Here is a 24,999-nt window from a genome sequence, read left to right on the forward strand (position 1 = left end):
CTCAGCCGTTGTCGATGCGGCGCGCGCCGAGCTCGTTCTGGAGCAGTTCGAGCGCGACCTCTTCCGGGTCGCGGCGCGGGCCCGACGGCTGGTCGCGGACGGCCTCGGCGAGCAGGTGTTCTTCCTCGGCCCGCCGGGCCGAATCCGGTTCGGGGGCAGGCTCTTCGGGCTGCGGTGTCAGCGGGTTGGCCGCGGCCTGCGCCGGCGTGCCGGCCTCGCACCGCACCCGCCAGTTGACTCCCAGCGCGTCCTTGAGCGCCTCGGCGATGACGTCGGCGTTGCGCTGTTCGCACAGCCGCTTGGCCAGCGGCGCCGATTCGTGGCTCAGCACCAACGTGTTGTCCTCGATCGCCCGGACGGTGGCGCCGGCCAGCATCACCTCGGTGGTGCGGCTGCGCTGACGGACCTTGTCGCGCACGGTCGACCACATGCTGCGCACCGCTGCGGCGTTGAGTTCGCCGGGCGCAGAGGATGTTTCGGCCGCCGGCGAGGGGGCAGTGGCGGGCGCCGGAGGAGGCTCGGGTGCCGGCGCGGGCTCGGCCTTCGGCTCGGGCTTTGGCTCGGGCTTCGGCTCGAGCTTTGGCTCGGGCTTCGGCTCGGGCTTGGGGGCAGCCGCGGACGGCCGGGTGAAGCGGACCGGCCGGTCGGCGGGCTCGGCCGGCCGGCCCGCGGTGGCCTCCGAGCCGGGAATGGACATGTCCAGCCGGGTCTCGATCCGCTCGACGCGTTGCAGCAGCGCGGCTTCGGTGTCGCTGGCCGAGGGCAACAGCAGCCGCGCGCACACGACCTCGAGCAACAGGCGCGGCGCCGTCGCGCCCCGCATCTCCCCCAGCCCCGCCTGCACCACCTCGGCGTAGCGGGTCAGGGTCGCCGTCCCGAGCCGGGTCGACTGGTCGCGCATCCGCTCCAGCACGTCCTCCGGTCCGTCCACCACGCCGCGGGCCGCCGCGTCCGGGACGGCCTGCAGCAGGATCAGATCGCGGAACCGCTCCAGCAGATCGGTGGCGAAACGCCGGGGGTCGTGGCCCGCGTCGATCACCGACTCCACCGCCCCGAACAGCGCCGCGGCATCGGCGGCGGCCAGTGCGTCCACGGCGTCGTCGATCAACGCCATGTCGGTGGCCCCCAGCAGGCCCAGGGCCCGCTGGTAGGTCACGTGGGCGCCCTCGGCGCCGGCCACCAGCTGGTCGAGCACCGACAGGGTGTCGCGGGGCGAGCCGCCGCCGGCGCGGATCACCAGCGGGTAGACCGCGTCGTCGACGACGACGCCCTCCTGCTCGCAGATCCGGCCGATCAACGCCCGCATGGTCTTCGGCGGCAACAGCCGGAACGGGTAGTGATGGGTGCGCGACCGGATCGTCGGCAGCACCTTCTCCGGCTCGGTGGTGGCGAAGATGAAGATGAGGTGCTCGGGGGGTTCCTCCACGATCTTGAGCAGCGCGTTGAACCCCGCGGTGGTCACCATGTGCGCCTCGTCGACGATGAACACCCGGTAGCGCGACTGCGCCGGCGCGTAGAACGCGCGGTCGCGTAGCTCGCGGGTGTCGTCGACACCGCCGTGGCTGGCGGCGTCGAGCTCGACGACGTCGATGCTGCCGGGCGCGTTGGGCGCCAGGGCCTGGCACGAGTCGCAGACCCCGCAGGGGGTGGCCGTAGGCCCCTGGGCGCAGTTCAGCGACCGGGCGAGGATGCGCGCCGAGGAGGTCTTGCCGCAGCCGCGCGGACCCGAGAACAGGTACGCGTGGTTGATCCGGCCGGCCTCCAGCGCGATCGACAGCGGCTCGGTGACGTGCTCCTGCCCCACCACTTCGGCGAAGGTTGCCGGACGGTACTTGCGGTAGAGGGCCACGGTCAGCAGGCTACCGGCGTCGTCCGACGACGATGCGGGCGCGGCAGGGTCGTCGGTTCACACTCGATCGCGGGCCAGCAACGACTCCGAGGCGGCCAGCAGCGCGCAGGTGGCCAGGCCGTCGACCGCGTCGCGCAGATCCGGAAGCGACGGGAAGGTCGGCGCGATCCGGATGTTCGTGTCGTTCGGATCCTTGCGGTACGGGAACGACGCGCCCGCCTCGGTCACCGCGATCCCCGCGTCCTTGGCCAGCGCGACGGTCCGCTTCGCCGTGCCGGGCAACACGTCGAGGCTGATGAAGTAGCCGCCCTTGGGGTCGGTCCACGAGGCGATCTTGGAATCGCTGAGCCGCTGATCCAGGATCTCGGCCGCCAGCGCGAACTTCGGCGCCAGGATCTGCTGGTGCCGCAGCATGTGTAGGCGCACCCCGTCGGCGTCGCGGAAGAAGCGCAGGTGCCGCAGCTGGTTGATCTTGTCCGGTCCGATCGACTTCTTCCCCGCGTACTGCAGATACCAGGCGATGTTGCCCAGCGATCCGCCCAAAAAGCTGACGCCGGCGCCGGCGAAGGTGATCTTGGACGTCGACGCGAACACGTACGGGCGGTTGGGATTGCCGGCCGCCGCCGCCAGGCCGAGGACGTCGACCTGCCGGACGAAGTCGTGGGTCAGGGTGTGCACGGCGTACGCGTTGTCCCAGAACAACCGGAAATCGGGTGCGGCGGTCCGCATCTGGACGAGCCGCAGCACCGTGTCCCAGGAGTAGGTGACCCCGGTGGGGTTGCCGAACACCGGCACCGTCCACATGCCCTTGATGGCGGGGTCCGCGGCGACCAGTTCCTCGATCAGGTCGACGTCGGGCCCGTCGGACAGCATCGGGACACCGATCATCTCGATGCCCATCGTCTCGGTGATGGCGAAGTGCCGATCATAGCCGGGGACGGGGCATAGGAACTTGACGCCGGCCTCGTCCTTCCAGGGCCGCTGCGAATCCACGCCGCCGTAGAGCATCGAGAACGCGACGAGGTCGTGCATCAGTTCCAGGCTGGAGTTGTTTGCCGCGATCAGGTTCTGCACCGGGATGCCGAGCAGCTCCCCGAAGATGGCTCGCAGCTCCGGCAGGCCGTGCAGGCCGCCGTAGTTGCGGGTGTCGGTGCCCTCGCCGTCGCGGTAGTCGTCGCCGGGCAGGCTCAGCAGCTGGTTGGACAGGTCGAGCTGGGCGGGCGCCGGCTTGCCGCGGGTCAGGTCCAGGGCCAGCTTTTTGGCCTGCAAATCCGCGTAATCCTGCTGGTGGCGAGCGTGTGCGGCGGCAAGCTCGGCAGGGCCGAGGGACTCCAGCGACACCATGGACCCTTTCGCTATCAAGGCGTGGGAGGTGGCGATCGCAAGCGCGGCCAGCCGGGCGCAGCGGGTCGCCACTCAATCTATCCTGTGGCGATCGCAAGCGCGGCGGAGCCGGGCGCAGCGGGTCGGCACCCGTTTAACCTAGGGGACCCCGCGCACCCGACAGAGCCCATTGACCCTTGCTGCCTTCCGGCCCTGGGGGAGTTCACAGGATAGACGCCGCGCGGGGTCCACCGAGAGTCTAGTACCTTCCCCGGAGCAACCGGCGAACGCGGTCTGGCCCTCGGTTACCATGGCCACGGAGGATTCGCCTAGTGGCCTATGGCGCTCGCCTGGAACGCGGGTTGGGTTAACAGCCCTCGCGGGTTCAAATCCCGCATCCTCCGCCATCGGTCCGCCCCGCGGACACGCACAAAGCGGTTTGGTGTCGAGTCGGTCCCCTCAGGCCGGCTCGAACCAACCCAGCATGAGGAGGCTTATGGGGCGCAAGGTCGCCATCCTGTGGCACGCGTCATTCACGATCGCCGCCGGCTTCCTCTACTTCTTCTTCGTCTTGCCCCGCTGGCCTGAGTTGATGGGTGACACCGCGCATTCGCTGGGGACGGCGCTGCGCATCGTGACGGGCGCGCTTGTCGCGCTCGCGGCGCTGCCGGTGGTGTTCACCCTGCTGCGCACCCGCAAGCCGGAATTGGGCACCCCGCAGATGGCGCTGTCCATCCGGGTCGCCTCGATCGTGGCCCACGTGCTGGCCGGTGTGCTCATCGTCGGGACGGCGATCAGCGAGATCTGGCTGAGCCTGGACGTCGCCGGACGGTGGTTGTTCGGGATTTACGGGGCGGCCGCCGCGATCGCGTTGCTCGGTTTCTTTGCCTTCTATCTCTCCTTTGTCGCCGAGTTGCCGCCGCCGCCGCCGAAACCGATCAAGGCGAAAAAGCCCAAGAAGGCCAAGAAGGGGGGCCTCCGCCGCAAGAAGGGCGAGGAGGCCGACGAAGCAGGCGAAGCCGAAGAGGCCGACGCGGCCACAGAGACCGAAGCGAGCGAGCCGGACGAGACGGACGCGGCCACCGAAGCAGCAGCCGAAGCGGCCCCCGACGAGCCCGCCGAGACCGAGGTAGCGCCGGTAGCCGACGCGACCGAGGAGAGCGAAGAGCCGCGGACCAAGTTGCAGAACCGCCGCCCGACGGGCAAGGGGTCGCACCGGATGCGGCGCAGGCGCACTCGGGCCGGCACCGCGGTCGACGACACCGTCGACCAAACCGCCGACGAGGACTAGCGGCCTCGGTCGACCCCACCCTCCCGCGGAAACGTCGGCTGCCGAATCTTCCTATTAGGCCTACTAAGAACCCCCGCGATTCCCTATGCTGAGCGAGTGCCAAACAACTATCGAGTGGTTCAGTGGAACACCGGCAACGTCGGCAAGAGCTCGCTGAAGTCGATCGTCACCAACCCCACGCTGGAATTGGTCGGGTGCTTCGCCTGGTCGAAGGACAAGGTCGGGCGCGATGCCGGTGAGCTCGTCGGGATCGCGCCGGTGGGCGTCGCGGCCACCAACGACGTCGACGAGCTCCTGGCCCTCAAGCCGGACTGCGTGGTCTACAACCCGATGTGGTTCGACGTCGACGAGCTGGTCCGCATCCTGTCCGCGGGCGTCAACGTGGTGACCACCGCGTCGTTCATCACCGGCGGGAACCTCGGCAACGACCGCGAGCGCATCGCGGAGGCCTGCCAGAAGGGCGGCTCCACGATCTTCGGGTCCGGCGTCAGCCCGGGTTTCGCCGAGCTGCTGGCCATCGTGTCGGCGATGGTGTGCAACCGGATCGACAAGGTCACGGTCAACGAGGCCGCCGACACCACGTTCTATGACTCGCCCGAGACAGAGAAGCCGGTGGGCTTCGGCCAGCCGATCGACCATCCGGACCTGCCGGCGATGGCGGCGAAGGGGACGGCGATCTTCGGCGAGGCCGTCCGGCTGGTGGGCGACGCCCTCGGCGTCGAGCTCGACGAGGTGCGCTGCGTCGCCGAGTTCGCCCAGACCACCGAGGACCTCGTGATGGCGTCCTGGACCATCCCCGCGGGACACGTCGCGGGCACGTACATCAGCTGGCAGGGAATCGTCAACGGACAGACCCTGATCGACCTGAACGTGCGGTGGCGCAAGGGGCAGACGCTCGATCCGGACTGGAAGATCGAGCAGGACGGCTGGGTCATCCAGATCGACGGGCAGCCCACGGTGACCACCAAGGTGGGGTTCCTGCCGCCGCCCTACTTCGAAGCCACCACCATCGAAGAGTTCATGGACCTCGGCCACATCATGACCGCGATGCCGGCCATCAACGCGATCCCCGCCGTCGTCGCCGCGGCACCCGGCATCGCCACCTACGCAGACCTCCCGCTGACGCTGCCCCGCGGCAACGCGCACATCGGGTCATAGCGCCGCGCTGCGCCGCCGGGCGGGTTTGGCGTAGCGCGCGCCCAGCGGCGGCACCGCGAGCGGCTCCTGATCGCGGACCGCCTCGATGGCGTTGCGCAGCGGACGCGCAAGGCCCGCAAAGGATCCCATGTCGAACAGCAGCGGCGTCAGCAGCCGGTTGTGCACGAAGCCGAAGGAGCTGCCGGTCTCGGGGTCGGCCCAGCCGAGCGTTCCGCCCAGCCCGACGTGGCCGAAGCCGCGGAGCAGGCCGGGAACCGGCGACTCGTGGTACCCGAGGTGAAAAGGCATGGGCACCACCATGTTTGCGTCGGGCCACTTCCGCCGCGCCTGCCCGGCGAGCCCCCGTGCCAGCTCGTCGGACAGGAACTTCTTGCCGTCGATGCGGCCGTCGTTGGCCAGCGCGGCGAACATCTTGGCCAGTCCCCGCCCGGTCACCACGCCGTTGGCGGCCGGGACCTCGCCGTCCAGGAACGGGGTGTCTCCCTTGATCAGCGAGATGACGCCCGGGAAGTACATCGCGCCGAGCGCCCCGGAGAAGGGCAGGCCGGCCAGTCGCGGCGCGATGAAGTTGAACACCGGGGCACGTAGCCGCCCCTGCGGTATCAGGATTTCGGCGGCCGTCGTCGGTGAACCTTGCGGGGGGCGGCCCAGGTGCAGCCCGTCGGTGTCCAGCGGACGGGCGACCTCCTGGCGGATCAGCTCGCGCATCCCCTTACCGGTCACCGCCCGGGCCAGACCCGACAACAGCCACCCGTAGGTGAGCGCGTGGTAGGCCTGCACACCGCGGAGATGATCGACGGGCGCGGCCGCCAGCCGCTCCTCCATCAGCAGGTGGTCCATCAACTCGGTTTTGGTGACGCCCCGCAGGTGCGACAACCCGGATCGGTGCCGCAAGACGTCGCGGACCGTGATCTCGGCCTTCCCGTTGGCGCCGAACTCGGGCCAGTATTGCGCGACGGGCGCGTCGTAGGACAGCAGGCCGCGGTCGGCGAGCCGGTGTATCACGGTCGACGCGATGCCCTTGGTAGCCGAGAACACCATCGCGCCGGTGTCGGCGGTCCAGCGCTGGGTGCCGGCCCGGTCCGACCACCCGGTCCAGACGTCCACGACGGACACGCCGTCGACATAGACGCTCAGGGCTCCCCCGCCGAACCGGCGGCCGGGGAACAGCTGGGAGAACAGCTTGACGACGTTGGCGAAGCGCGGGTCGGCGGCGCCGGACACACCGCGTGGCAAACCATCGCCGGTGATCAGCAGGGTCGACGGTGTCACTGCGCCGCGACGTCTGGAGCGGTCATCCGAATGAAGCTATCAGTCGGGTTGTCGCGGGGGCTCGGGATTCTCACCGGGGATTTGATCGGGCGGCGCCTCCCTCAGATAGCGGCGCAGCCGCAGCAGCTGATTGACCACCATGCCGATGCCCAGCAACATCAGGCCCGCCACTACTGCCACCACGATCGCGGTGCTCACAGCGTCCATGATGACAGGGCCGGTGTTTCGATATCTGCTGCTCCCGGGTAGCCAGCACGCCATGAGCGCCGAAGACAAGTTGAAGAATAAGATCGAGGACCTCGGCGGCCGCGCCAAGGAAGCCCTCGGCAAAGCCACGGGCGATGCCCAAACCCGGGACGAAGGGCGGGCCGATCAAGCGAAGTCCGCGTTGAAAGACGCCGGCGAAAAGGTGAAGGACGCGTTCAAAAAGTAATGACAATCCGGAATGTGTTGGCCGTCCGGTCGATGCGCCGCCTGCCGCTGCCCTTGTTGGCAGCGGCAGCCGTATTCGGCTCACCGGTCGCGAGCGCGCCCTCGGCGACGGCCGAACCGTGTCCCGACGTCGAGGTGGTGTTCGCCCGGGGATCCGGCGAGCCGCCCGGCATCGGCGGCATCGGCCGGCCGTTCGTGGACGCGCTGCGCTCGGAGATCGGCGCCAAGTCGCTGACGGTGTATGCGGTGAACTACCCCGCCAGCACCGACTTCGACAATCCCGCGTTCCCGGGGACCGTCATCGACGGAATCCGCGACGCCAGTTCGCACATCGAGTCCATGGTGGCGAGTTGCCCCAACACCCGCGAGGTGCTCGGCGGCTACTCGCAGGGCGCCGCGGTGGCGGGCTACACCACCTCGGCCACCGTGCCGCCGGGCGTTCCCGCTGACAAGGTGCCGCCTCCGATGCCGCCGGCCATCGCGCAACACGTCGCCGCCGTCACGCTGTTCGGCACGCCGACGGGGCAGTTCCTGCAGAAGTACAACGCGCCGCCGCTCACCATCGGGCCGCTGTATGCGCCCAAGACGATCCAACTGTGCGCGCCGGGCGATCCGGTCTGTGCCAGCGGCGGCGACGGGGGCCTGGCCGCCCACACCTCCTACCCGGGAAACGGCATGACCAGCCAGGCCGCCGATTTCGTCGCCGGCCGCCTGTAGGCCGGCATGCGGGTCCTCATCACGGGCGGTACGGGCTTTGTCGGCGGGTGGACCGCCAAGGCCGTTTTCGACGCGGGACACTCGGTGCGGTTCCTGGTCCGCAACCCGGCGAAGCTGCAGACCACCGTCGCGAAGCTGGGTGTGGACACCTCGGACTTCGCCGTCGCCGACATCACCGACCGCGTCGCGGTGCGAGACGCGTTGCAGGGATGCGACGCCGTCGTGCACAGCGCCGCCCTGGTGGCCACGGATCCGCGCCAGACGCCGCAGATGCTCGCCACCAACATGCAGGGCGCCCAGAACGTGCTCGGCCAGTCCGTCGAGCTCGGTCTGGATCCGATCGTGCATGTGTCGAGTTTCACCGCGCTGTTCCGTCCGGACCTGGAGACGCTGACGGCGGACCTGCCGGTGGTGGGTGGGGCCGACGGCTACGGAACGTCCAAGGCGCAGGTCGAGATCTATGCCCGCGGCCTGCAGGATGCGGGCGCGCCAGTCAGCATCACCTATCCGGGGATGGTGCTCGGGCCGCCGGTCGGCGACCAGTTCGGTGAGGCCGGCGAGGGCGTGCGAGCGGCCGTGCAGATGCATGCGATCCCGGGGCGCAGCGCGGCATGGCTGATCGTCGACGTCCGCGACCTGGCCGCCCTGCACGCGGCGTTGCTCGAACCCGGGCGCGGGCCGCGGCGCTACACCGCGGGCGGCCACCGGGTGCCCGCCGCGGACCTCGCGAACCTGCTCGGCCAGGTGGCCGGGACGCCGATGGTGGCGGTCCCGATCCCGGACACCGCGCTGCGGGTGGCCGGGGCGGTGCTTGATCGGGCGAATCGCTTCCTGCCCTTCGAGACCCCGTTCACCTCGGCGGGAATGCAGTACTACACCCAGATGCCGGCGTCCGACGATTCCCCGAGCGAACGAGAACTGGGCATCAACTATCGCGATCCGCAGCAAACGGTGGCGGACACGTTCGCGGCGATGCGCGCGGAAAGCGAATAGCCGCAACGCCGTTCAGGGCCGTTCAGGCGGGTGTGATCTCCAGGCCGACGTGCACCTTGTCGATGCCGCCGCGGACGATCGTGTGCGCGTAGAACCACCACGCGTGGTACCAGTACCGCTTGAGGACGGCGTTGTACACGCGCCGCGTCTCGGACTTCGGCAGTACCCGGGCGACGGCCTCGACCTCGTCGCTCTTGGGCTTGCCCAGCGCCGCGCTCTTGGCGATCGTCACCCTAGGCGTGTTGTTGATCCGCTTGGTTTTCCACGAACCGTCGTCGGTGATCACCAACAGCTTGCCGTCGCCGTCGGGCGCCCCCCAGACCGGGGTCGGCTTGGGCCGGCCGTCCTTGGTGAACGTGGTCAACAGCAGGTACTTGGATCGGATGACGTCGCTGAAACTGGGGGCCATGACACCTCCATTGCCCCGTCGCGCCAGTTCCTAATCATGGTCGGCACGACCCTGGGCTAAGCTTTTGGGCGATTGCCCAAAAGGCTACGCATCCCTGCGGGAAAGACGTACACCATGACCGCCCCCCGACGGCCGAAGGCGCGCGACTCCACCACTCGCGACATGCTGATCGACGCGACGATCCAGATCATGGTCGAGGACGGCTACGCCGCGGCCACCTCGCGGCGGGTGGCGAACGAGGCCGGCGTCAAACCCGCGCTGGTCCACTATTACTTCCCCACCATGGACGAGCTGTACCTCGACGTCTTCCGGCGCGGGGCCGCCGCCTATCTGGAGCGCCAAAAGCAGGCGCTGGCCTCCGACCGCCCACTGCATGCCTTCTGGCAAACCCTCATCGAGCCGAAGGACACCCGGCTGCTGTTGGAGTTCATGGGGCTGGCCAACCATCGCAAGGAGATCGGGGCAGAGATCGCGGCGTGGTCGGAGCGATGGCGCGAAACGCAAACCACCGCATTGAATTTCATCGTCCGCGAACACGGATTGGACCGGAGCGAATTTCCGCCCGCGGGGATCGCGGTCATCATCGCGGCGATCGGCCGCATGCTGATCCTGGAACAGGCGCTCGGCACCACGGCGGGCCATGACGAAGCCGTCGCCCTCGTCAACCGGCTCATCGACCGTTTCGAGTTGCCCTCTTAGCGCCCGTTAAGGCAGCACGACCCGCAGCCGCTCCCAGCCGCGCACCGTGGACGTCGACGCCAATTGTGCGGTGTCGTAGTCGATGTCCCATTCCGGCCAACGGTTGAGGATCTCGTCGAGCGCGACGCGGCCTTCCAGGCGGGCCAGGTTGGCGCCCAGGCAGTAGTGCACGCCCTTGCCGAACGTGATGTGCGAGATGTTGTCGCGTCGGATGTTGTAGGTGTCCGGATCGGTGTAGCGGCGGGGGTCGCGGTTGGCGGCGCCGAAGAGCAGCAGCATGGCGCTGCCGGCCGGCACCGTCGTGCCGTAGCACTCGAAATCCCGTGCCATCCAACGGGCGACGTGGGGGCCGGTGGGTTCGAAGCGCAGCGTCTCGTCGACGGTGCGGGTCAACAGGGACCGGTCCCGGTACACCTCGCGGCGCTGATCCGGGTGCTCCGCGAGTACCTTGGCCAGCCAGCCGATCAGCCGGCCGGTCGTCTCGTTACCCGCCCCGGCGACAACCTGGGTGTAATGCAGCACCTCTTTACGGGTCAGCTTGCGGTGCACGCCCTGGTCGTCGTCGAACTCGACGTTGAGCAGCGTCGTCATCAGGTCGTCGGACGGATTCTTCGAACGCCATTCGACGTAGTCGGCGTAGATCCGGCCGTCGGCGATGGAGTCGGCGTTGGCGACCTTCAGGGGGGCGCCGGGCTTGGTGCGCAGGTTGGCGTCGTTGGCGTCGCGCACCGAGACCTGCTCGGATTCCGGGATTCCCAACAGCATCCCGATCACCCGCATCGGCATCATCGATGCCAGCTCGGCGATGATGTCGAATCCCCCGGACCCGACGAGTGGGTCCAGGCACCGAACGCAGTACTGCCGAATCTGGTCCTCGAGGGCGGCCATCCGGCGCGGCGTGAAGACGCGGGACATCAGGCCGCGCAGCCTCGTGTGTTCGGGGGGGTCCTGGAACATCATCACGCCGCCGGGCATCTCGAACTTCGACTGGACCAGCTCGAGGATGTCGCTTCGCTTGTTGGAGAAGGTTTCCCAGTTGGCCAATCCGCGCTCGACGTCGGAATGCCGTGACAGCGCCCAGAAGTCGTACTTTTCGTTGTAGTAGATCGGGGCTTCATCGCGCAGCCGCGCATAGGTCGGATACGGGTCGGCGTTGATGCCCACGTCGTAGGGGTCGTAGTAGACGTCGGTGTCATTGGTGACGGTCATCGATTTCCTCACTTCGGGCAGCCGCCGGCATCCCTGCGCCCGTCGATTTTGGGCGATCGCCCAAAATCGTGGCGCAGGCCATGTCTAGCAGCATCTCCGCGAATCCGTCAAGGTCGCCAAGCCGTGCGCGATGATGATCCGGTGGCATACGACAAGGCGGCGACCGGGCTCCTGGTGATCGACCCCTACAACGACTTCATTTCCCCGGACGGGAAGGTGTGGGACCGGCTGAAAGGCGTCATCGAAGGCAATGGCTGCGTCACCCACATGCAGCAGGTGCTCGACGCGGCGCGCGGCGCGAACCTCCGCGTCTTTTATGCCCTGCATCGCCGTTACCGGCCGGGCGACTACGAAACGTGGAAGTACATCGCGCCGGTGCAGCGGGCCGCCTGGTCGCGCAAGACGTTCGAATACGGCACCTGGGGCGGCGAGATCCGTCCCGGGTTCGAACCGCAACCCGGTGACGTCGTCGCTCACGAGCACTGGTGTTCCAGCGGTTTCGCCAACACCGATTTGGATCTGCAACTCAAGCGCCACGGCATCGAGCAGGTCATCGTCATGGGCTTGATCGCGCATACCTGCGTGGAGGCGACGGTGCGGTTCGCCGCCGAGCTCGGCTACGACGTCACCGTGGTCCGCGACGCCACGGCCGACTATTCGGACACCGAGATGCGCGCCGCCCTCGAGGTCAATCTGCCCAACTACGCCCTCGGCCATCGTGACCGCCGACGAGGCCGTCGCCGCGATCGCCGCTCTCTAGGCCGGGCCCGTGAGGGCGTCGACGTGGTAGCGGCTGGCAGTCCAGGGCGGCGAATCAGCCGCGGGCGTGAGGGTGATGGTCAGCTGCGCTTTGCCCGCGGTGACCGACTGCGGCACCAGGTAGGTGTCGTCCAGCCAGCGGTGAAAGGTGTTGCTGCGCGGCTGAAGCCACGTGCCCGCGGGCACGCCGTCCACCGCGACGTCCGCCGATTGGAAGCCCGTCGCCTGGTCCGACGTGCGGCGCAGCAGGACACCGTGGTTGCCCGGATCAACCTGGACATGGAACGTGATCGCGCCCTGGGTGCTGCGGACCGAGCCGACGAGGGGCAGGGTGTCCTCGGTGCCCTCGTATTCGCTGACCAGCAGCTGATCGGTGGCGTCGGCATCGGTGTAGCCGTGCAGGACGCGATCGACGGGGTCGGCGGGGCGGACGTCGTCGCTGCCGGTGAGGACCGCGTCCGGCTGTGTGTAGAGGAATGCCGTTGAGCTGTAGTCGGGTTGGACCATGTTGCGCTTGCCGTGCTCGATGCCGAAGCGGAGCGCGGAGTGATACCCGATCGCGTCGGCGAGCATGATCCGGTAGACGGCGACGCAGTAGTCCGCGCACCCGCCGGTCGCCGTGCGCTGGTCGGGCTGGCCGTTGAGCGGGTCGCTGAAGTGGGTGCCGTCTTTGAAGTACCAGCCACCCTCGTAGAGGTCCTCGGTGCCGGTGCCGTACCACTGCGGGGATGCGGCGCCGTCGGTGTAGACCCGCTCGGCGCCTTCGAGAAAGTAAGGGGCGCCGTCGCTGAACGCCGTTTTGGTCCGCTGGCCCCGTATGGTGTGGCTGACGCCGACGAATTTGCCGTGGCCCTGTTCGTCGGCGAACACCCAGTCCTGGCCCTGGATGGTCGGGCCGGCATGGGCGCGGGCGGTGAAGTAGCCGGCGCGGCCGCTGGCCAGCGCCGCCGCCCATTGCGCGTCGGGCGTCGTCGTGACGTCGCCGGCGATCCCCGGCACCGTGGCGGCGGTGGTGTTGACGAGGGTGACGCGGGTCGAGTTCGCGAAAGGCATTGGCCACCAATCCCACAAGACCAGCGACCCGTCGGGCTTTGGATCGGCGGCGAACATCAGCGATCGCACGGGGTTGGCGCCGAGTCCCGCGCCGAAGAACTCCCCCAGGGGCGCGTCGACCAAGGTCCGGCCGTCGAATTCGATCCGCAGGCGCAATCCGGCCAGGAGTTGATCCGCCGCGGCGGGCAGCCGCAGCCGCAGCGCCGAGATGCTGCCCGGACCGCTCGCCTCGGCGACGGTTTGTTCGGTCCCGGCAGGGAGATCGATGACCCGATTGCTCTGCGTTGCAGTGCCTGTCGCCGGTTTGGGGTCGGCGGTGCCCGCGGCGCGCAGGGTTTCCAGCACATCGAGCGCGGGATCGGCGGGCGAAAAGGTAGTTATCCCATCGGCATTCGGGAACTGTCGATAGTCGACGTGGTAGTACTCCAGATGGGACGCGACGCTGATCCGCATCGACCGCCGATAGGGCATCGGCACCTTGATATAAACCCCGCCCGGCGACCGGGCGGCGTTGGCCACCAGCGGCCACGCGAACGGGGCGCCCAGTTCGCCGTCGACCAGCGCTTGCAGCGGTGTGTCCACGACGGTCTGCCCATCCAGCTCGATGCGGATGTGCCCGATGGCACGCACATCGCCCCCGTCACGGGTAAACCAGATCGAATCAACTTCCCCGGCACCGTGATCCTCCGCGATGACGCAGCCCGCGCCGCCCGGCGCCAAACACCCGGCGGTGCCGTTGCGGTTACCGGTCGAAATGTCGAAATCGCCGCCGCTGCGATCGAAACTCGACACCTGCAGGGTCTGCGATTCGGCGTCCAGATAGGGCAGCCGATCCAACCGGCGGTAGGTGTCCCAGCCGACCATCTTCTCGCCGAGACCGGCGGCCGGCGGCTCGGCCGCTGCGGGCGCGGTGACGCAGGCGGCGGCCCACAGCATCAGCGCGCAGGCCGCAGTCCACGCCCGAGAAGCCACCGGCATAACAACGGAGCTTACTTTTCTTCGGGCCTGATGCCGTCTTCGCCTCCGCCGCACGAAACACCTTCGCGGTGTTGCCAGTTCGCACCATGCGACCGGCATCAGTGCGGCGGAAACGCGCCATTCCAGTCTAAAAATTGGGCCGCCGCGATGGACTTCAATCAGTTGACGTAAATCGACGCTATTTCACTGAATCCCATGGCATTCCGCATTGTACTCACGTACTATAACGCTTCTCGGGCGTACATTTCTCCTACGGAGGGAGTGGTTATGTCTGGATTGAAGTACAAGGTTGTCCTCGGTCTTCTCCTCACCTTCACCGCACTGACGGCCTCGGGTTGCACGGTTCCGCTGACCATCGACTGTGGACCCGGCCTGACCTGCGTGCCGTAGGCCTACCGACAGGATCGTGATGACGGGCACCCTTTCGCCCCTTTGATGGCATTGGGTGCCAGTTCCCAGCACGGCCGAAGCCGATACCATCCCCTCGCGCATCGGACGACGCCGTGACTACGCCGTCGCGGCAGCTGATCGCGAAAGCGACTGTGTATCAATGCTTTAACGCTGCGCATTGAACGCTGTTTGTCAGCCCTCGGCGCGGCCGGCATCTCAGCGACGCGAGGGCGTGCGCACCCTTCGGGCCGTGCGTACGCCCTCGCGAAATTACTTGCTGCCCGTTGCCCGGGTTCGCGGTAAACTGATCGCCTCAGCGAAACAACGCTCGAAACGGTCGGCCCCGAAGCCCTGGCAGTTCGGGTAGGGGAATTCGTGTGGTTCGGATCCGCATCTCCTAAGCCCCTGGGGCACAGAAGGATCGCTTCCGCTCGTCCACCGCGAGCGCGCAGCCCATCGCCCTCAGGCTGATCGCGCAATGGGTTTCGGGCTACTTCTTCCCGTTCCTGCGATCCGTATCCCGGCTGGGCTGAACGCGTTTGGGCTCCCCGGGCATCTTCGGATAGTTCGGCGGATACGGCATGTCACCCAAGCCACGCTCTTCGTCGGCCTCGGCCATTTCCAGCAGCGACGCGATCGACTGGGCAACATCATCCATTGCGGCCCAAGGGTCTTCCCGGCGCGCGACCAGCTCGGGCACGGTCGCCATGGTGTAGTCGTCCGGCTCGGCACCGGCCAATTCGTCCCAAGTCAGCGGCATCGACACCGTCGCGATCGGCGTGCGTCGCACCGAATAGGCCGACGCCATGGTCCGGTCCCGGGCGTTCTGGTTGAAGTCGACGAAGATGCGCTCGCCCCGTTCTTCCTTCCACCATGCGGTGGTGACGGCGTCGGGCGCACGGCGCTCCACTTCACGGGCCAGCGCGATGCCCGCGCGGCGCACCTCGACGAAATCCCAGTCGGTGGCGATCCGCAGGAAGACGTGGATCCCGCGACCCCCGGATGTCTTCGGGTAGCCCACCAGACCGAGCTCGTCGAGCAGCGGCCGCAACACGTCGACCGCGACGGTGCGCGCCTGTTCGAATGCGACGCCGGGCTGCGGATCCAGATCGATGCGCAGCTCGTCGGGGTGGTCGGTGTCGGGGCAGCGCACCTGCCACGGGTGCAGGGTGATCGTGCCCATCTGCGCCGCCCACACGATCGCGGCGGGATGGGTGACCTTCAGCGCGTCGGCGGTCCGCCCCGACGGGAACGTCACCTGGCACGTCTCCACGTAGTCCGGGTGGTGCTGGGGAATCCGCTTCTGATAAATCTCCTCGCCGTCGATGCCGTCCGGGAACCGCTGCAGGTGGCTGGGCCGGTCGCGCAGCGTGTCGAGCATCGGGCCGCCGGCGACGGCGCGGTAGTACTCGACCAGGTGCCGCTTGGTGCCCTTCGATCCCAGCTTGGGGAAATACACCTTGTCGGGATTGGTCAGGCGGACCGCGACACCGTCGACGTCGATCTCTTCTGCAGCAGCCATACCACCGATTCCAGCACAATCAGGCTATGGACCTCCCTGTCATGCCGCCGGTGTCGCCGATGCTGGCCAAGTCGGTTCGCGCTATCCCGCCCCACGCGTCGTACGAGCCCAAGTGGGACGGATTCAGGTCGATCTGTTTCCGCGACGGCGACGACGTCGAGCTGGGCAGCCGCAACGAGCGGCCGATGACCCGCTACTTTCCGGAGTTGGTCGCCGCGGTCAGGGCCGAGCTGCCGGAGCGCTGCGTGATCGACGGGGAGATCGTCATCGCCACCGACCACGGCCTGGACTTCGAGGCGCTGCAGCAACGCATTCACCCGGCCGACTCGCGGGTGCGGATGCTCGCCGAGGCGACGCCCGCGTCCTTCATCGCGTTCGACCTGCTGGCGCTCGGCGGCGACGACTACACCCGGCGGCCGTTCAGCGAGCGGCGGGCGGCCCTGGTCGATGCGGTGGGCGGATCGGGTCGCTCGATCCATGTCACGCCCGCGACGACCGATCTGGGCACCGCGCAGCGATGGTTCGACGAGTTCGAGGGCGCCGGCCTCGATGGCGTGATCGCCAAGCCCCTGGACGTCACCTACCAGCCGGACAAGCGGGTGATGTTCAAGATCAAGCACGAACGGACCGCGGACTGTGTGGTCGCCGGCTATCGGGTCCACAAGTCCGGCGCCGACGCGATCGGGTCGCTGCTGCTGGGGCTCTACCAGGACGACGGGCAGCTGGCCTCGGTCGGCGTCATCGGCGCCTTCCCGATGGCCGAGCGGCGCCGCCTGTTCGCCGAACTGCAGCCGCTCGTCACCGACTTCGCGGACCATCCGTGGAACTGGGCCGCCCACGAGGCCGGCGAGCGAACGCCCCGCAAAAACGAATACTCGCGGTGGAACGCCGGCAAGGACCTCTCGTTCGTGCCGCTGCGGCCCGAGCGCGTGGTCGAGGTCCGCTACGACCACATGGAGGGTCGGCGCTTTCGTCATACCGCGCAGTTCAATCGGTGGCGTCCGGACCGCGACCCGCGCTCGTGCACCTACGAACAGCTGGAACAGCCGGTGACGTTCAGCCTCGGCGAGATCGTGCCGGGCCTCGGCCCGGGCTGAAAGGGAGGGTTTCTTCCGCGACGCTGCGGCCATCACGACCCGCGATTACCGCGGATCTGAAACGCCTTGCGGCACTGGTTAGTTTGCCTCCGCCGGGCATACCTTCGGACACAAGAGCCAAGTGCCCGGGCGGCTGTTCAACGTCAGTTTGGGGTCAGATCCACACCGTGGTGCCGTCAGACCACTGTCAGTCGTACAAGTGAAAGGTCGCGTTAAGTGGTCACCCCATGTCGATCCTGATAGTCAGGGCCAGGGTCAAGACGGCGACAACCGCGAGCAGAATTGTGTCCGTCCTGCCAAGGCGTGGCACGTCGGCTGTGCGCAGGCGCAATTCGCGCGCGATCAGGAAGAGCGGGAACATCACGCTGACGGCGATGAAGAACGATCCCACAATGTACAGCCAGACGAATCGCAGGTTGTATTTCCTGGCTTCGATCACCATCAGAATGACGGCACTCAGGGCCAGCATCAGGGCGTCGGCTGTGATATTGCGCGAGGCCGCAGTCGTTTTGGTGTCGCGCCAGAAATTAACGAAAAAGTCGGTCGGGCTGTGAACGTACGTGATTGTCTGGCTCCACGTCGCGATGAGCGCGGCGACCGCGATAGCGCCGTAGACGATGCAAAGAATTTTGCGGGACGTAGGGACCGATGATGCTTGGTCCGCTCGGTCGGTTGTAGTCATGCCTCAAGGTAGAACGAACCAAACGGGCGATGGCACAAAATGGCCCATTCACTCGTAGCCCGGAGCCTGCGTTGCCAATGGTGTATGCGGCGCAAGGCAATCGACTCGGCAAAGAAGACTTCGCTCTAGCACGGTGGACATTGCCGATATGCCGATGGTGGCCTTGTCCAAGGGCGTGGTTAATGCTCCATGCCAATTCGGTGATCCTGTCCAAAACACCGGGCTTGATTCGCATTGGTGCGCGCGTCGGCGTGGTCGCGAAAGAACGAATCCGTTGATGCCCCAGTCCCGTAGGAGGATTGATTCCGCCAGCTAGTTGGTTGTCGGTGGTGGTTGGGGTTGGAAGGGGTCATACCACCACCAGTCGGCCCGCTCACCGGTAGGTCCCGGACACGGCGGCACCGCGGGCGGGGGTCGGGTGGGTGGGTGTGCCAGTGATCCCGGGCTCAGGATTTGGCCGGCCTCGTCGGTCACGGTCAGGGCGTCTGCGGGTCCGGTGAGGGTGATAACGCCCCGGTGATGCAACCGGTGGTGATAGGGGCAGACCAGCACCAGGTTGGCCAACTCCGTGGGGCCACCGTCTTCCCAATGCCACAGGTGATGGGCATGCAAACCACGGGTGGCCCCACAACCGGGCACCACACACGCGCGGTCGCGGTACTCCAGCGCGCGGCGCAGCCGCCGATTGATCACCCGCGTGGTCCGGCCCGCCCCAATGACCTCACCCTCGCGTTCAAACCACACCTCACAGGCGGCATCACAGGTCAACAAGCGACGCTCGGCATCCGAGAGCAGCGGACCCAAATGCAGGGTTGCCGCGCGCTGCCCCACATCGAGGTGGGCCACCACCGTGGTGTGCTGCCCATGCGGGCGTCGAGCCGCCTCGACATCCCAACCCGCCTCGACCAGACGCATCAACGCATCGACCGTACTCGGCAACGGCGGCCGCTGACCGGAAACGCCCGCGCCGTTTGCGTGGTCGTGTTTCCACTCGGCGATCAGCGCCTCACGATGAGACGCCAACGCGGCGTCGAACTTCGCGGCATCCAAGTGGCCCAGCATGATCCGATAACAGGCGCCCCACTCATCGCAGGTCTTGGCGAACGAGGGCTCGGGCTCGGGCCGCGGGCCGGGGTCGGGTCGCGGTTCCAGCTTGACCGCGGTACGCAGCTGATTGACCGTTGCCACCGCGGCCAGCTCCGCATAATGCGCATCAGACCCCTCGCCCGCGCGGGCGGCGATCACCCCGACCTGATCGGCCGACAACCGGCCCTCGCGCATGCCCGCCGCGCAACGGGGAAACTCCTCGAGCCGGCCCGCAATCGCGGCCAGCGTGTGCGCGTTGGCCGACGAACACCCCAGCTTCCAGGCCACCAACGCCGGCACCGAGCGCGCCCCGGTCACACCACACAACCCGTCACGATCGATCTCGGCGACGATCTCCACAATGCGCCCATCAATCGCATTGCGCTGGCCCGCCAACTCCGCCAACTCCCCGAACAGCACCTCAAGGCGGTCACTCGCAGTGACCACCACAGCGTCAGCGGACGCGATCGACGACATGACCACATCATCACAACCACCACCGACAAAACGCGGTCACCCAAACAACGCCCGCCCACCCGAAGCTCAACCCAAAAGCCAACCTGTGGAAGAACTTCCAACTGTGGATAACTTCGAATGCACACGTTTAACGCCCGCCGAAGCGGGCACGCGGCCCGTATGTCAGTCACAGCGTTTCAAGACCTGCCGTTGGCCGACCGCGACCGGAAATGGGACGGTGGCGCCGCGGAGAAACGGGTCCGCAAGTGGGCCGGCGCCGAGGAGGCCCCGAACCAGAAGTACCGCGACGCCCACGTCTGGTACGACGGCGACAAAAAGGACAATTTCACCGGTTACAAGCTGCTGATCGCCGACGTCATCGGAGGAACCCTCAAGGCGGTGCCGCGCGGGGTGATGGCCGCCGGCGCGATCATGGACGGCGCGCGCGGCGGCATCGACGTGCCGCACTCCGATGTCGATCGGGTCAAAAGCCACCTGGCGAAGTACTACAGGAAGATGGACGAAAGCCCTCCCTGGGAGCGCTGAACCCTGGGAGCGCCGATCAGATCGCGAGCGTCAGCTGCGACAGTCCGCGCAGCGTGACGTTGGTCTTGTACTGCGGTTCGCCGTCCAACCGTGCGTTCGGGAAACGCGCGGCGACCGCCGCCAGCGCCACGCTGGCCTCCAGCCGGGCCAGCGGCGCGCCCAGGCAGTAATGCGCCCCGCGGCCGAACCCCAAGTGCCGCAGGTTCTTCCGATCCGGATCGAACACATCGGGCCGGTCGTATTCGGCGGGGTCACGGTTGGCGCCGGCGAGCAGCAGCATCATGACATCACCCGCCGGCACCTCGACGCCCCCAATCACCATGTCGGCGAGCGCAATTCGACCAGCCAGCTGCACGGGCGGGTCGTAGCGCAGGGTCTCCTCCACGATCGCGGGCGCTCGGTCGGCGTCGGCGCCCAGGGCTGCCCACTGACCTGGGTTGCGCAGCATGGCCAACACGGCGTTCCCGATGAGGTTCACCGTGGTCTCGTGACCCGCGATGAGCAGCAGGTTGCAGGTCGAGACGATCTCTTCCTCGGTCAGTTGATCCCCCGACTCCTCCACGGCGATCAACCCCGACAGCAGGTCCTCACCGGGTCGTGACCGGCGCTTGTCGATCAGGCCGTGGAAGTAATCACGCAGCCACGTACCGGCCTGTTGTCGCTCATTGGCGACGTCCGCCGGCACGCCGGTGATCGTCGAAAACGGGTCCAGCGCCTGGGCGAGCAACGCCGACGCGCGGCTGAACTGCGGCTCGTCCTCGAGGGGCACACCGAGCAACCGGCAGATGACCGCGACCGGCAGGGGATAGGCGAAATCCTCGACGACTTCGAACTGGCCCTTCTCGGCGACCCGGTCGAGCAATCCGTCGACCAGCGAGCGGATGTCGGGTTGCAGCGCGCTCACCACCCTCGGCGCGAACGCCTTGCTGACCAGCTTGCGCAGCCGGGTGTGATCGGGCGGGTCGAGGAACAAGAATCCCGGCGGGCCCTGCCTGGGCGGCGCGGTGCCGGCCTCGGCCTGCTGCTTCGCGACCGTCGAGTTGGCGTTCTCGCTGCTCGACGACGGGTGCCGCAACACCTCGTCGCAGTCGCGGTAGCTCAAGAAGACCGCCAGGTTGGCGTCGGGCAGCTGCAACGGCCCGCGGTCGCGGAACTGCGCGCACAGCCGATACGGGTCGGCCCGGTTGGCGGGGTCCAGCAGCTGCAGCAATAGCCCCTGGGATTCGGTGGCTTCGGTGGGCGCGGTCGTCATCCTGACATTGTGCCCGCCCCCGATCCGCCGGGCCGCGCCCGTTCAGCGGCGCAGGAACGCCACAATATGGCGGGCCAGTTCTTCGCCGGCGTCCTCCTGCAGGAAATGTCCGGCGCCGCGGATCACCGGGTGGTCGATCCCCTGCGCGCCGCGCATCTCGCGCTGAAAGATCGCGGCCATCGGCCCGGTGATGGGGTCGCTGTCACTGAAGGCGACCAGCATCGGCGTCGTACTCACCGACAGCTTTGCCCACGCGGCCTTGTTGGCCGCCGCGGCGGGATCGTCCGGAGAGGTGGGCACCAGCCCGGGCATGGCCCGGGGGCCCATGCAGTACTCGTCAGCGGGAAACGGCGCGTCGTAGCCCGCGCGTTCGGCATCGCTCATCGGCCGGCGACAGCCGCCCTGCACAAACGCGCCGATGTCGAGCGCCGGCGCCGACGTGATGGCCTCCCGGAAGCGCCACCAGATGTCGGCCATCGGCTGGTCCCCGTTCGGAAGCCCGGTGTTGGCGACGACGATCCGGGCAAACCGCTCGGGATGCTCTGCGGCGAGCCGCAATCCGATCAGCCCGCCCCAGTCCTGACCGACCAGGGTGACGTTGCGGAGGTCGAGGACATCGAACGCCAGCGCGCGCATCCATTCGACGTGGCGCGCATAGCTGTGGTCGTCGAGCCGGGTCGGCTTGTCCGAACGGCCGAAACCCACCAGGTCCGGGCAGACGACGCGGTGACCGTCGGCCACCAGTATCGGAATCATCTTGCGGTACAGGTACGACCACGACGGCTCGCCGTGCAGCATGAGAACCGGATCCGCATCTCCTGGTCCGTCTTCGATCCAGGCCACGCGCAACGCACCGCCGTCATCGTCGGGCAGTTCGCAATACCTTGGCGCATAGGGGAAACCAGGAACCTCGTTGAACCGCTCGTCGGGTGTGCGCAGTGTCTGCATGTCAGGTCCCTTCAGATAGTCCGGCCACAGCAGGATCCGCCATCAAGCGGTCGAGAAAACCGTGCTGGCCCTTCAGCAGCTTGGTGCGCGCCGCCCCCACCGCGAACCAGCCCACCCGATCGACCTCGGGAAACTCCCGCAGCGTGCCCGACCCCTTTGGCCACTCCAGTTCGAACGTGTTGCTGCGCGCGTCGGTGATGTCGAGGTCGCTGTGCACGGCGAAGGCGGTCACCACCTTGGCGCCGGATTGTTTCAGCTGACCGAGGTCGACGCGCGGCCCGGCCGGCACCGGCAACCCCAGCTCCTCGACGAACTCGCGCTGCGCGGCCGCCCAGGGATCCTCCCCGTCGACGTACTCGCCTTTCGGGATCGACCACGCGCCGTCGTCCTTGCGGGCCCAGAACGGCCCACCCGGGTGTGCGAGCAAGACCTCGACGACGCCGTCGCAGGTCCGGTACAGCATCACACCCGCGCTCAGCTTTGCCATCGACTTCTATTCTCCCACAGCGCGTTCCAGATCCTTGAGCGATGATTCCAGATGCGCGAGCAGGCGCTGCAGGTGCGGCACGCTGCGCCGGCACCCCACCAGACCGAAGTCCAGATTGCCGGCGTTGCTGGCCAGGGTGATGTTCAGCGCCTGGCCGTCCAGCGCGATGGACAGCGGATAGTTGCCGTCGAGCCGCGCTCCCCCGTAGTAGATCGGCTGCGTGGGCCCCGGCACGTTCGAAATGATGATGTTGAAAGGCGGCGACGTCGACGCCACCCAGCCGGGCACCGCCGCCAACGCCAGCGCCGACGTGTTGACGGCGGACAGCGCCAGCGCCTGAAGCCGCGGCAACTGCGAGAAGACCTTCTTGTTGCTGCACATCGAATCGCTGATGGTCAGCAGACGCTGCGCGGGATCGTCGGTGTCGGTCGCGAGGTTGCACAGGATGGCTCCGACCATGTTGCCACCGGCGTCGGCCTCTTCCTCGGTGCGCAGGCTCACCGGGACCATCGCGATCAGCGGCGTGTCCGGCAGCGCGTTCTGCTCGAGCAGGTAATAGCGCAGGGCCCCCGAACACATCGCCAAGACGACGTCGTTCACCGTGACGCCGGCGGCCCGCTTCACGCTTTTGATGCGGTCCAGCGACCAGGACTGCGCGGCGCAGCGGCGAGCGCCGCCGATCTTGACGTTCAGCATGGTCTTCGGCGCGCCGAACGGCAACGTCAGCTGCTGCTCGAGTAGCGCGGCGCGCGCCAGTCCTACCGTCGAGGGAGCAAGTGCCGCAACGGATCCCGCCGCACGGGCCAATGAACCCAAGCGAGACGACGGGCTGGATCTGCGCTTGGGTTTGCTCAGGCTCCACGGGGCGCGGATCTCGGGGTCGTCGGGGTCGGTGGACAGCGCGCGCTGCATCAGCTTCTGCGCTGAGACGCCGTCGATCAGTGCATGGTGCACCTTGGTGTAGATGGCGAACCGGCCGTCCTTGAGGCCTTCGACGATGTGCGTCTCCCACAACGGGCGATGACGGTCCAGCAGGGTGCTGTGCCACCGCGACGTCAGCTCGAGCAGTTCGCGGACCCGTTTGGGTGACGGCAGCGCCGAACGCCGGACGTGATAGTCGACATCGATGTCGTCGTCATACGACCACCCCAGGTTCGCGATGCCGCCGACGAACTTCGCGGGATGCTTGCGAAACGTGGGTTGGAACTCCCGCTGAGCGGTCAGTTGCTTGTGCAGCTCACGGGCGAAGCCTCGCCCGGCGCCCGGCGGGGGCTCGAACAACTGCAAGCCTCCGACGTGCATGGGATGTTCGCGAGACTCTCCCAGGAGAAAGATCGCGTCGGTGGGCATCATCAGTTCCATCCACCCATTAGACCGCGACTGACGCCGCTGTGTGCATGTCTGCCCAGATCGGCGACGAGCCGACTCGCCGCCGGTCGGTCGCGGTGACCGCGACCGCGGCAGTGGGGCGGACGGTGATCGCGCGAGTCCCGTTGTCCCAGAAGGGTTCCAGCTACCAGCCGGTCACAACAGGTCGGTGATCGTCTTCAGCCCCGCGTCATAGAGCACACCGGGCAGCATCCCGCCGTCACATTCGATGGTGGTGCCGTTGACGAAGTCGGCCTGCCCGCCCGCGAGAAACACGCACAGCCGCCCCACCTCCGCGGGCTCGCCGGCGCGGCGCAGCGGAACGGCGGCGAAGTACCTCTCGCCGGTCGGATCGTCCTTGGGCAGCACAAACGACCGGAAGTTTTCCGTCATCGTCGGGCCCAACGCCACGCAGTTGACGCGGACCTTCGGCCCCCACTCCTCGGCCAGGGATCGGGTGAGGTGGTTGAGGCCGCTTTTGGCCGCGCCGTAGGAGACCAGCGTCGGCGATCCCGCCGGATGTCCCGCGCCGCTGGAGATGTTGATGATGCAACCGACGCCGTCCTGGGTCTGCATCTGCCGATAGGCGCGGATGGCGAACCACAGCGGGCTGATCAGGTTCATCTGCACCGCAAACGCATGGAACAGGGCGGTGCGCGCGTACTCGTCGTCGCTGGCGGGCGCGCCCTGAATGCGTTGCACCAGTTCGGGAATGCTCTCGACGTGCGGCGCCGGAACGGTGCCGCCGGCGTTGTTCACCAGGATGTCGACCCGGCCGTGGGCGGCCACGACGTCCGCGACGAACGAGTCGATCGACCGATAGTCACCCTGATCGCAGACCCTCTGGAAAGCGCGCGGCGCCCAGTCTTTTTCGATGCCGGGAAGGCCATCGAGCGGCGAACGCGAGCAGCCGATGACCGTCGCGCCCGCCCGCAGCAGCTCGTGGGCGATGCCGACGCCCACGCCGCGGCTGGTGCCGGTCACGATCGCGATCTTCCCGTCGAGGACGCTCATCAACAGACC

Annotated in this window: 24 protein-coding genes, 1 tRNA gene, 1 other RNA gene and 1 pseudogene; 11 read left to right on the plus strand and 16 right to left on the minus strand. The window is 67.7% G+C overall.

The genetic code is table 11. The features are described 5' to 3' along the window. Position 1: 1 nt before the first annotated feature. The 3 genes from QGN31_RS23810 to ffs all read right to left on the minus strand — a co-directional run bounded on the left by QGN31_RS23810 (position 2) and on the right by ffs (position 3,426). Positions 2-1,849 (minus strand): DNA polymerase III subunits gamma/tau, encoded by a 1,848-nt coding sequence (locus QGN31_RS23810; RefSeq protein WP_014941163.1) that lies wholly within the window; start codon positions 1,847-1,849, stop codon positions 2-4. 57 nt (positions 1,850-1,906) lie between these two features. After that, a complete protein-coding gene (locus tag QGN31_RS23815; protein ID WP_085978359.1) occupies positions 1,907-3,190 on the minus strand; it encodes an aminotransferase class I/II-fold pyridoxal phosphate-dependent enzyme in 1,284 nt (427 codons plus the stop codon). A gap of 139 nt (positions 3,191-3,329) precedes the next feature. Next, positions 3,330-3,426, minus strand: an RNA gene (ffs, locus tag QGN31_RS23820) — signal recognition particle sRNA small type. Between the two features lie 64 nt (positions 3,427-3,490). Here ffs and QGN31_RS23825 point away from each other — a divergent pair. The 3 genes from QGN31_RS23825 (at position 3,491) to QGN31_RS23835 (ending at position 5,621) form a co-directional block, all read left to right on the plus strand. After that, positions 3,491-3,579 (plus strand) — tRNA-Ser (locus QGN31_RS23825). Positions 3,580-3,668: 89 nt separating this feature from the next. Next, a complete protein-coding gene (locus QGN31_RS23830; RefSeq protein ID WP_014941161.1) occupies positions 3,669-4,463 on the plus strand; it encodes a hypothetical protein in 795 nt (264 codons plus the stop codon). A gap of 96 nt (positions 4,464-4,559) precedes the next feature. Further along, the gene (locus QGN31_RS23835; RefSeq protein ID WP_009952020.1) at positions 4,560-5,621 is read left to right on the plus strand and encodes an NAD(P)H-dependent amine dehydrogenase family protein; all 1,062 of its coding nucleotides are present in this window, start codon (positions 4,560-4,562) and stop codon (positions 5,619-5,621) included. Here QGN31_RS23835 and QGN31_RS23840 read toward each other — a convergent pair. Continuing rightward, entirely contained in the window at positions 5,616-6,893 is a 1,278-nt protein-coding gene (locus tag QGN31_RS23840) for a serine hydrolase domain-containing protein (RefSeq protein WP_014381669.1), read from the minus strand. The two genes, QGN31_RS23835 and QGN31_RS23840, sit on opposite strands and share 6 nt — an antisense overlap. Positions 6,894-6,932: 39 nt before the next feature. Beyond that, entirely contained in the window at positions 6,933-7,091 is a 159-nt protein-coding gene (locus tag QGN31_RS23845; protein ID WP_014378906.1) for a hypothetical protein, read from the minus strand. A 61-nt stretch (positions 7,092-7,152) separates the two neighbouring features. On the opposite strand from QGN31_RS23845, the gene QGN31_RS23850 reads away from it, so the two are divergent. From QGN31_RS23850 to QGN31_RS23860, 3 genes are read left to right on the plus strand one after another with little or no spacing between them, the layout of a single operon-like run. Then, entirely contained in the window at positions 7,153-7,326 is a 174-nt protein-coding gene (locus QGN31_RS23850; RefSeq protein WP_008263222.1) for a CsbD family protein, read from the plus strand. After that, positions 7,326-8,042 carry a cutinase family protein gene (locus tag QGN31_RS23855; protein WP_008263220.1) on the plus strand — a complete coding sequence of 239 codons (717 nt, stop codon included), beginning with the start codon at positions 7,326-7,328 and terminating at the stop codon, positions 8,040-8,042. Before QGN31_RS23850 ends, QGN31_RS23855 begins: the two co-directional genes overlap by 1 nt. 6 nt (positions 8,043-8,048) lie before the next feature. Beyond that, positions 8,049-9,035 carry an SDR family NAD(P)-dependent oxidoreductase gene (locus QGN31_RS23860; protein ID WP_008263218.1) on the plus strand — a complete coding sequence of 329 codons (987 nt, stop codon included), beginning with the start codon at positions 8,049-8,051 and terminating at the stop codon, positions 9,033-9,035. 22 nt (positions 9,036-9,057) lie between these two features. Here QGN31_RS23860 and QGN31_RS23865 read toward each other — a convergent pair whose 3' ends face one another. Next, positions 9,058-9,444: a PPOX class F420-dependent oxidoreductase gene (locus QGN31_RS23865; protein ID WP_008263216.1), complete on the minus strand. Its 387-nt coding sequence runs from the start codon at positions 9,442-9,444 to the stop codon at positions 9,058-9,060. 114 nt (positions 9,445-9,558) lie between these two features. On the opposite strand from QGN31_RS23865, the gene QGN31_RS23870 reads away from it, so the two are divergent. Beyond that, a complete protein-coding gene (locus QGN31_RS23870) occupies positions 9,559-10,143 on the plus strand; it encodes a TetR/AcrR family transcriptional regulator (RefSeq protein ID WP_043954334.1) in 585 nt (194 codons plus the stop codon). A 6-nt stretch (positions 10,144-10,149) separates the two neighbouring features. Here the strand turns inward: QGN31_RS23870 and QGN31_RS23875 are convergent, their stop codons facing one another. Then, the gene (locus QGN31_RS23875; protein WP_008263209.1) at positions 10,150-11,352 is read right to left on the minus strand and encodes a cytochrome P450; all 1,203 of its coding nucleotides are present in this window, start codon (positions 11,350-11,352) and stop codon (positions 10,150-10,152) included. Positions 11,353-11,568: 216 nt separating this feature from the next. Between QGN31_RS23875 and QGN31_RS23880 the strand changes: the two are divergent. Continuing rightward, a pseudogene (locus tag QGN31_RS23880) lies at positions 11,569-11,979 on the plus strand (cysteine hydrolase family protein); the annotation flags it as partial. 129 nt (positions 11,980-12,108) lie between these two features. Here QGN31_RS23880 and QGN31_RS23885 read toward each other — a convergent pair. Continuing rightward, positions 12,109-14,100 carry a glycoside hydrolase family 172 protein gene (locus QGN31_RS23885; RefSeq protein ID WP_201407430.1) on the minus strand — a complete coding sequence of 664 codons (1,992 nt, stop codon included), beginning with the start codon at positions 14,098-14,100 and terminating at the stop codon, positions 12,109-12,111. Positions 14,101-14,409: 309 nt separating this feature from the next. On the opposite strand from QGN31_RS23885, the gene QGN31_RS23890 reads away from it, so the two are divergent. Next, on the plus strand, positions 14,410-14,532 hold the full coding sequence (locus QGN31_RS23890) for a hypothetical protein (RefSeq protein WP_014941157.1): 123 nt from the start codon (positions 14,410-14,412) through the stop codon (positions 14,530-14,532). Positions 14,533-15,022: 490 nt separating this feature from the next. On the opposite strand, the gene ligD is transcribed toward QGN31_RS23890, so the two are convergent. Further along, on the minus strand, positions 15,023-16,054 hold the full coding sequence (gene ligD, locus QGN31_RS23895) for a non-homologous end-joining DNA ligase (RefSeq protein ID WP_014941156.1): 1,032 nt from the start codon (positions 16,052-16,054) through the stop codon (positions 15,023-15,025). Positions 16,055-16,080: 26 nt separating this feature from the next. Here ligD and QGN31_RS23900 point away from each other — a divergent pair, with 26 nt between their 5' ends. After that, positions 16,081-17,151 carry an ATP-dependent DNA ligase gene (locus QGN31_RS23900; protein WP_008263203.1) on the plus strand — a complete coding sequence of 357 codons (1,071 nt, stop codon included), beginning with the start codon at positions 16,081-16,083 and terminating at the stop codon, positions 17,149-17,151. 220 nt (positions 17,152-17,371) lie between these two features. Here the strand turns inward: QGN31_RS23900 and QGN31_RS23905 are convergent, their stop codons facing one another. Together QGN31_RS23905 and QGN31_RS23910 are read right to left on the minus strand one after the other, a co-directional pair. Next, positions 17,372-17,833, minus strand: a complete 462-nt coding sequence (locus QGN31_RS23905; RefSeq protein ID WP_008263202.1) for a DUF2834 domain-containing protein — start codon at positions 17,831-17,833, stop codon at positions 17,372-17,374. Positions 17,834-18,145: 312 nt separating this feature from the next. Continuing rightward, entirely contained in the window at positions 18,146-19,396 is a 1,251-nt protein-coding gene (locus QGN31_RS23910; RefSeq protein WP_043955577.1) for an HNH endonuclease signature motif containing protein, read from the minus strand. Positions 19,397-19,555: 159 nt separating this feature from the next. Here QGN31_RS23910 and QGN31_RS23915 point away from each other — a divergent pair, with 159 nt between their 5' ends. Further along, positions 19,556-19,921, plus strand: coding sequence for a hypothetical protein (locus tag QGN31_RS23915; protein ID WP_009956696.1), 366 nt, complete (start codon positions 19,556-19,558; stop codon positions 19,919-19,921). Between the two features lie 16 nt (positions 19,922-19,937). Here QGN31_RS23915 and QGN31_RS23920 read toward each other — a convergent pair whose 3' ends face one another. The 5 genes from QGN31_RS23920 to QGN31_RS23940 form a co-directional block, all read right to left on the minus strand. Continuing rightward, positions 19,938-21,173, minus strand: coding sequence for a cytochrome P450 (locus tag QGN31_RS23920; protein ID WP_014941154.1), 1,236 nt, complete (start codon positions 21,171-21,173; stop codon positions 19,938-19,940). 42 nt (positions 21,174-21,215) lie between these two features. Further along, positions 21,216-22,121, minus strand: coding sequence for a haloalkane dehalogenase (locus tag QGN31_RS23925; protein WP_014941153.1), 906 nt, complete (start codon positions 22,119-22,121; stop codon positions 21,216-21,218). Position 22,122: 1 nt separating this feature from the next. Next, on the minus strand, positions 22,123-22,608 hold the full coding sequence (locus QGN31_RS23930; RefSeq protein ID WP_014941152.1) for an NUDIX domain-containing protein: 486 nt from the start codon (positions 22,606-22,608) through the stop codon (positions 22,123-22,125). A gap of 6 nt (positions 22,609-22,614) precedes the next feature. Continuing rightward, positions 22,615-23,970: a WS/DGAT/MGAT family O-acyltransferase gene (locus tag QGN31_RS23935; protein WP_008263192.1), complete on the minus strand. Its 1,356-nt coding sequence runs from the start codon at positions 23,968-23,970 to the stop codon at positions 22,615-22,617. Positions 23,971-24,132: 162 nt separating this feature from the next. Then, positions 24,133-24,990, minus strand: a complete 858-nt coding sequence (locus tag QGN31_RS23940; RefSeq protein WP_043955575.1) for an SDR family NAD(P)-dependent oxidoreductase — start codon at positions 24,988-24,990, stop codon at positions 24,133-24,135. Positions 24,991-24,999 lie beyond the last annotated feature (9 nt).

The sequence above is a fragment of the Mycobacterium sp. 2-64 genome (assembly GCF_035918375.1).
GTDB classification, from domain to species: domain Bacteria; phylum Actinomycetota; class Actinomycetes; order Mycobacteriales; family Mycobacteriaceae; genus Mycobacterium; species Mycobacterium intracellulare.

What these genes read in the sequence shown, in the direction of transcription:
- QGN31_RS23830 (WP_014941161.1), top strand. Translation starts at nt 3,669, where the DNA reads ATGGGGCGCAAGGTCGCCATCCTGTGGCACGCGTCATTCACGATCGCC.
- QGN31_RS23850 (WP_008263222.1), top strand. Translation starts at nt 7,153, where the DNA reads ATGAGCGCCGAAGACAAGTTGAAGAATAAGATCGAGGACCTCGGCGGC.
- QGN31_RS23855 (WP_008263220.1), top strand. Translation starts at nt 7,326, where the DNA reads ATGACAATCCGGAATGTGTTGGCCGTCCGGTCGATGCGCCGCCTGCCG.
- QGN31_RS23860 (WP_008263218.1), top strand. Translation starts at nt 8,049, where the DNA reads ATGCGGGTCCTCATCACGGGCGGTACGGGCTTTGTCGGCGGGTGGACC.
- QGN31_RS23865 (WP_008263216.1), bottom strand. Translation starts at nt 9,444, where the DNA reads ATGGCCCCCAGTTTCAGCGACGTCATCCGATCCAAGTACCTGCTGTTG.
- QGN31_RS23870 (WP_043954334.1), top strand. Translation starts at nt 9,559, where the DNA reads ATGACCGCCCCCCGACGGCCGAAGGCGCGCGACTCCACCACTCGCGAC.
- QGN31_RS23875 (WP_008263209.1), bottom strand. Translation starts at nt 11,352, where the DNA reads ATGACCGTCACCAATGACACCGACGTCTACTACGACCCCTACGACGTG.
- QGN31_RS23885 (WP_201407430.1), bottom strand. Translation starts at nt 14,100, where the DNA reads ATGCTGTGGGCCGCCGCCTGCGTCACCGCGCCCGCAGCGGCCGAGCCG.
- QGN31_RS23890 (WP_014941157.1), top strand. Translation starts at nt 14,410, where the DNA reads ATGTCTGGATTGAAGTACAAGGTTGTCCTCGGTCTTCTCCTCACCTTC.
- ligD (WP_014941156.1), bottom strand. Translation starts at nt 16,054, where the DNA reads ATGGCTGCTGCAGAAGAGATCGACGTCGACGGTGTCGCGGTCCGCCTG.
- QGN31_RS23900 (WP_008263203.1), top strand. Translation starts at nt 16,081, where the DNA reads ATGGACCTCCCTGTCATGCCGCCGGTGTCGCCGATGCTGGCCAAGTCG.
- QGN31_RS23905 (WP_008263202.1), bottom strand. Translation starts at nt 17,833, where the DNA reads ATGACTACAACCGACCGAGCGGACCAAGCATCATCGGTCCCTACGTCC.
- QGN31_RS23910 (WP_043955577.1), bottom strand. Translation starts at nt 19,396, where the DNA reads ATGTCGTCGATCGCGTCCGCTGACGCTGTGGTGGTCACTGCGAGTGAC.
- QGN31_RS23915 (WP_009956696.1), top strand. Translation starts at nt 19,556, where the DNA reads ATGTCAGTCACAGCGTTTCAAGACCTGCCGTTGGCCGACCGCGACCGG.
- QGN31_RS23920 (WP_014941154.1), bottom strand. Translation starts at nt 21,173, where the DNA reads ATGACGACCGCGCCCACCGAAGCCACCGAATCCCAGGGGCTATTGCTG.
- QGN31_RS23925 (WP_014941153.1), bottom strand. Translation starts at nt 22,121, where the DNA reads ATGCAGACACTGCGCACACCCGACGAGCGGTTCAACGAGGTTCCTGGT.
- QGN31_RS23930 (WP_014941152.1), bottom strand. Translation starts at nt 22,608, where the DNA reads ATGGCAAAGCTGAGCGCGGGTGTGATGCTGTACCGGACCTGCGACGGC.
- QGN31_RS23935 (WP_008263192.1), bottom strand. Translation starts at nt 23,970, where the DNA reads ATGGAACTGATGATGCCCACCGACGCGATCTTTCTCCTGGGAGAGTCT.
- QGN31_RS23940 (WP_043955575.1), bottom strand. Translation starts at nt 24,990, where the DNA reads ATGAGCGTCCTCGACGGGAAGATCGCGATCGTGACCGGCACCAGCCGC.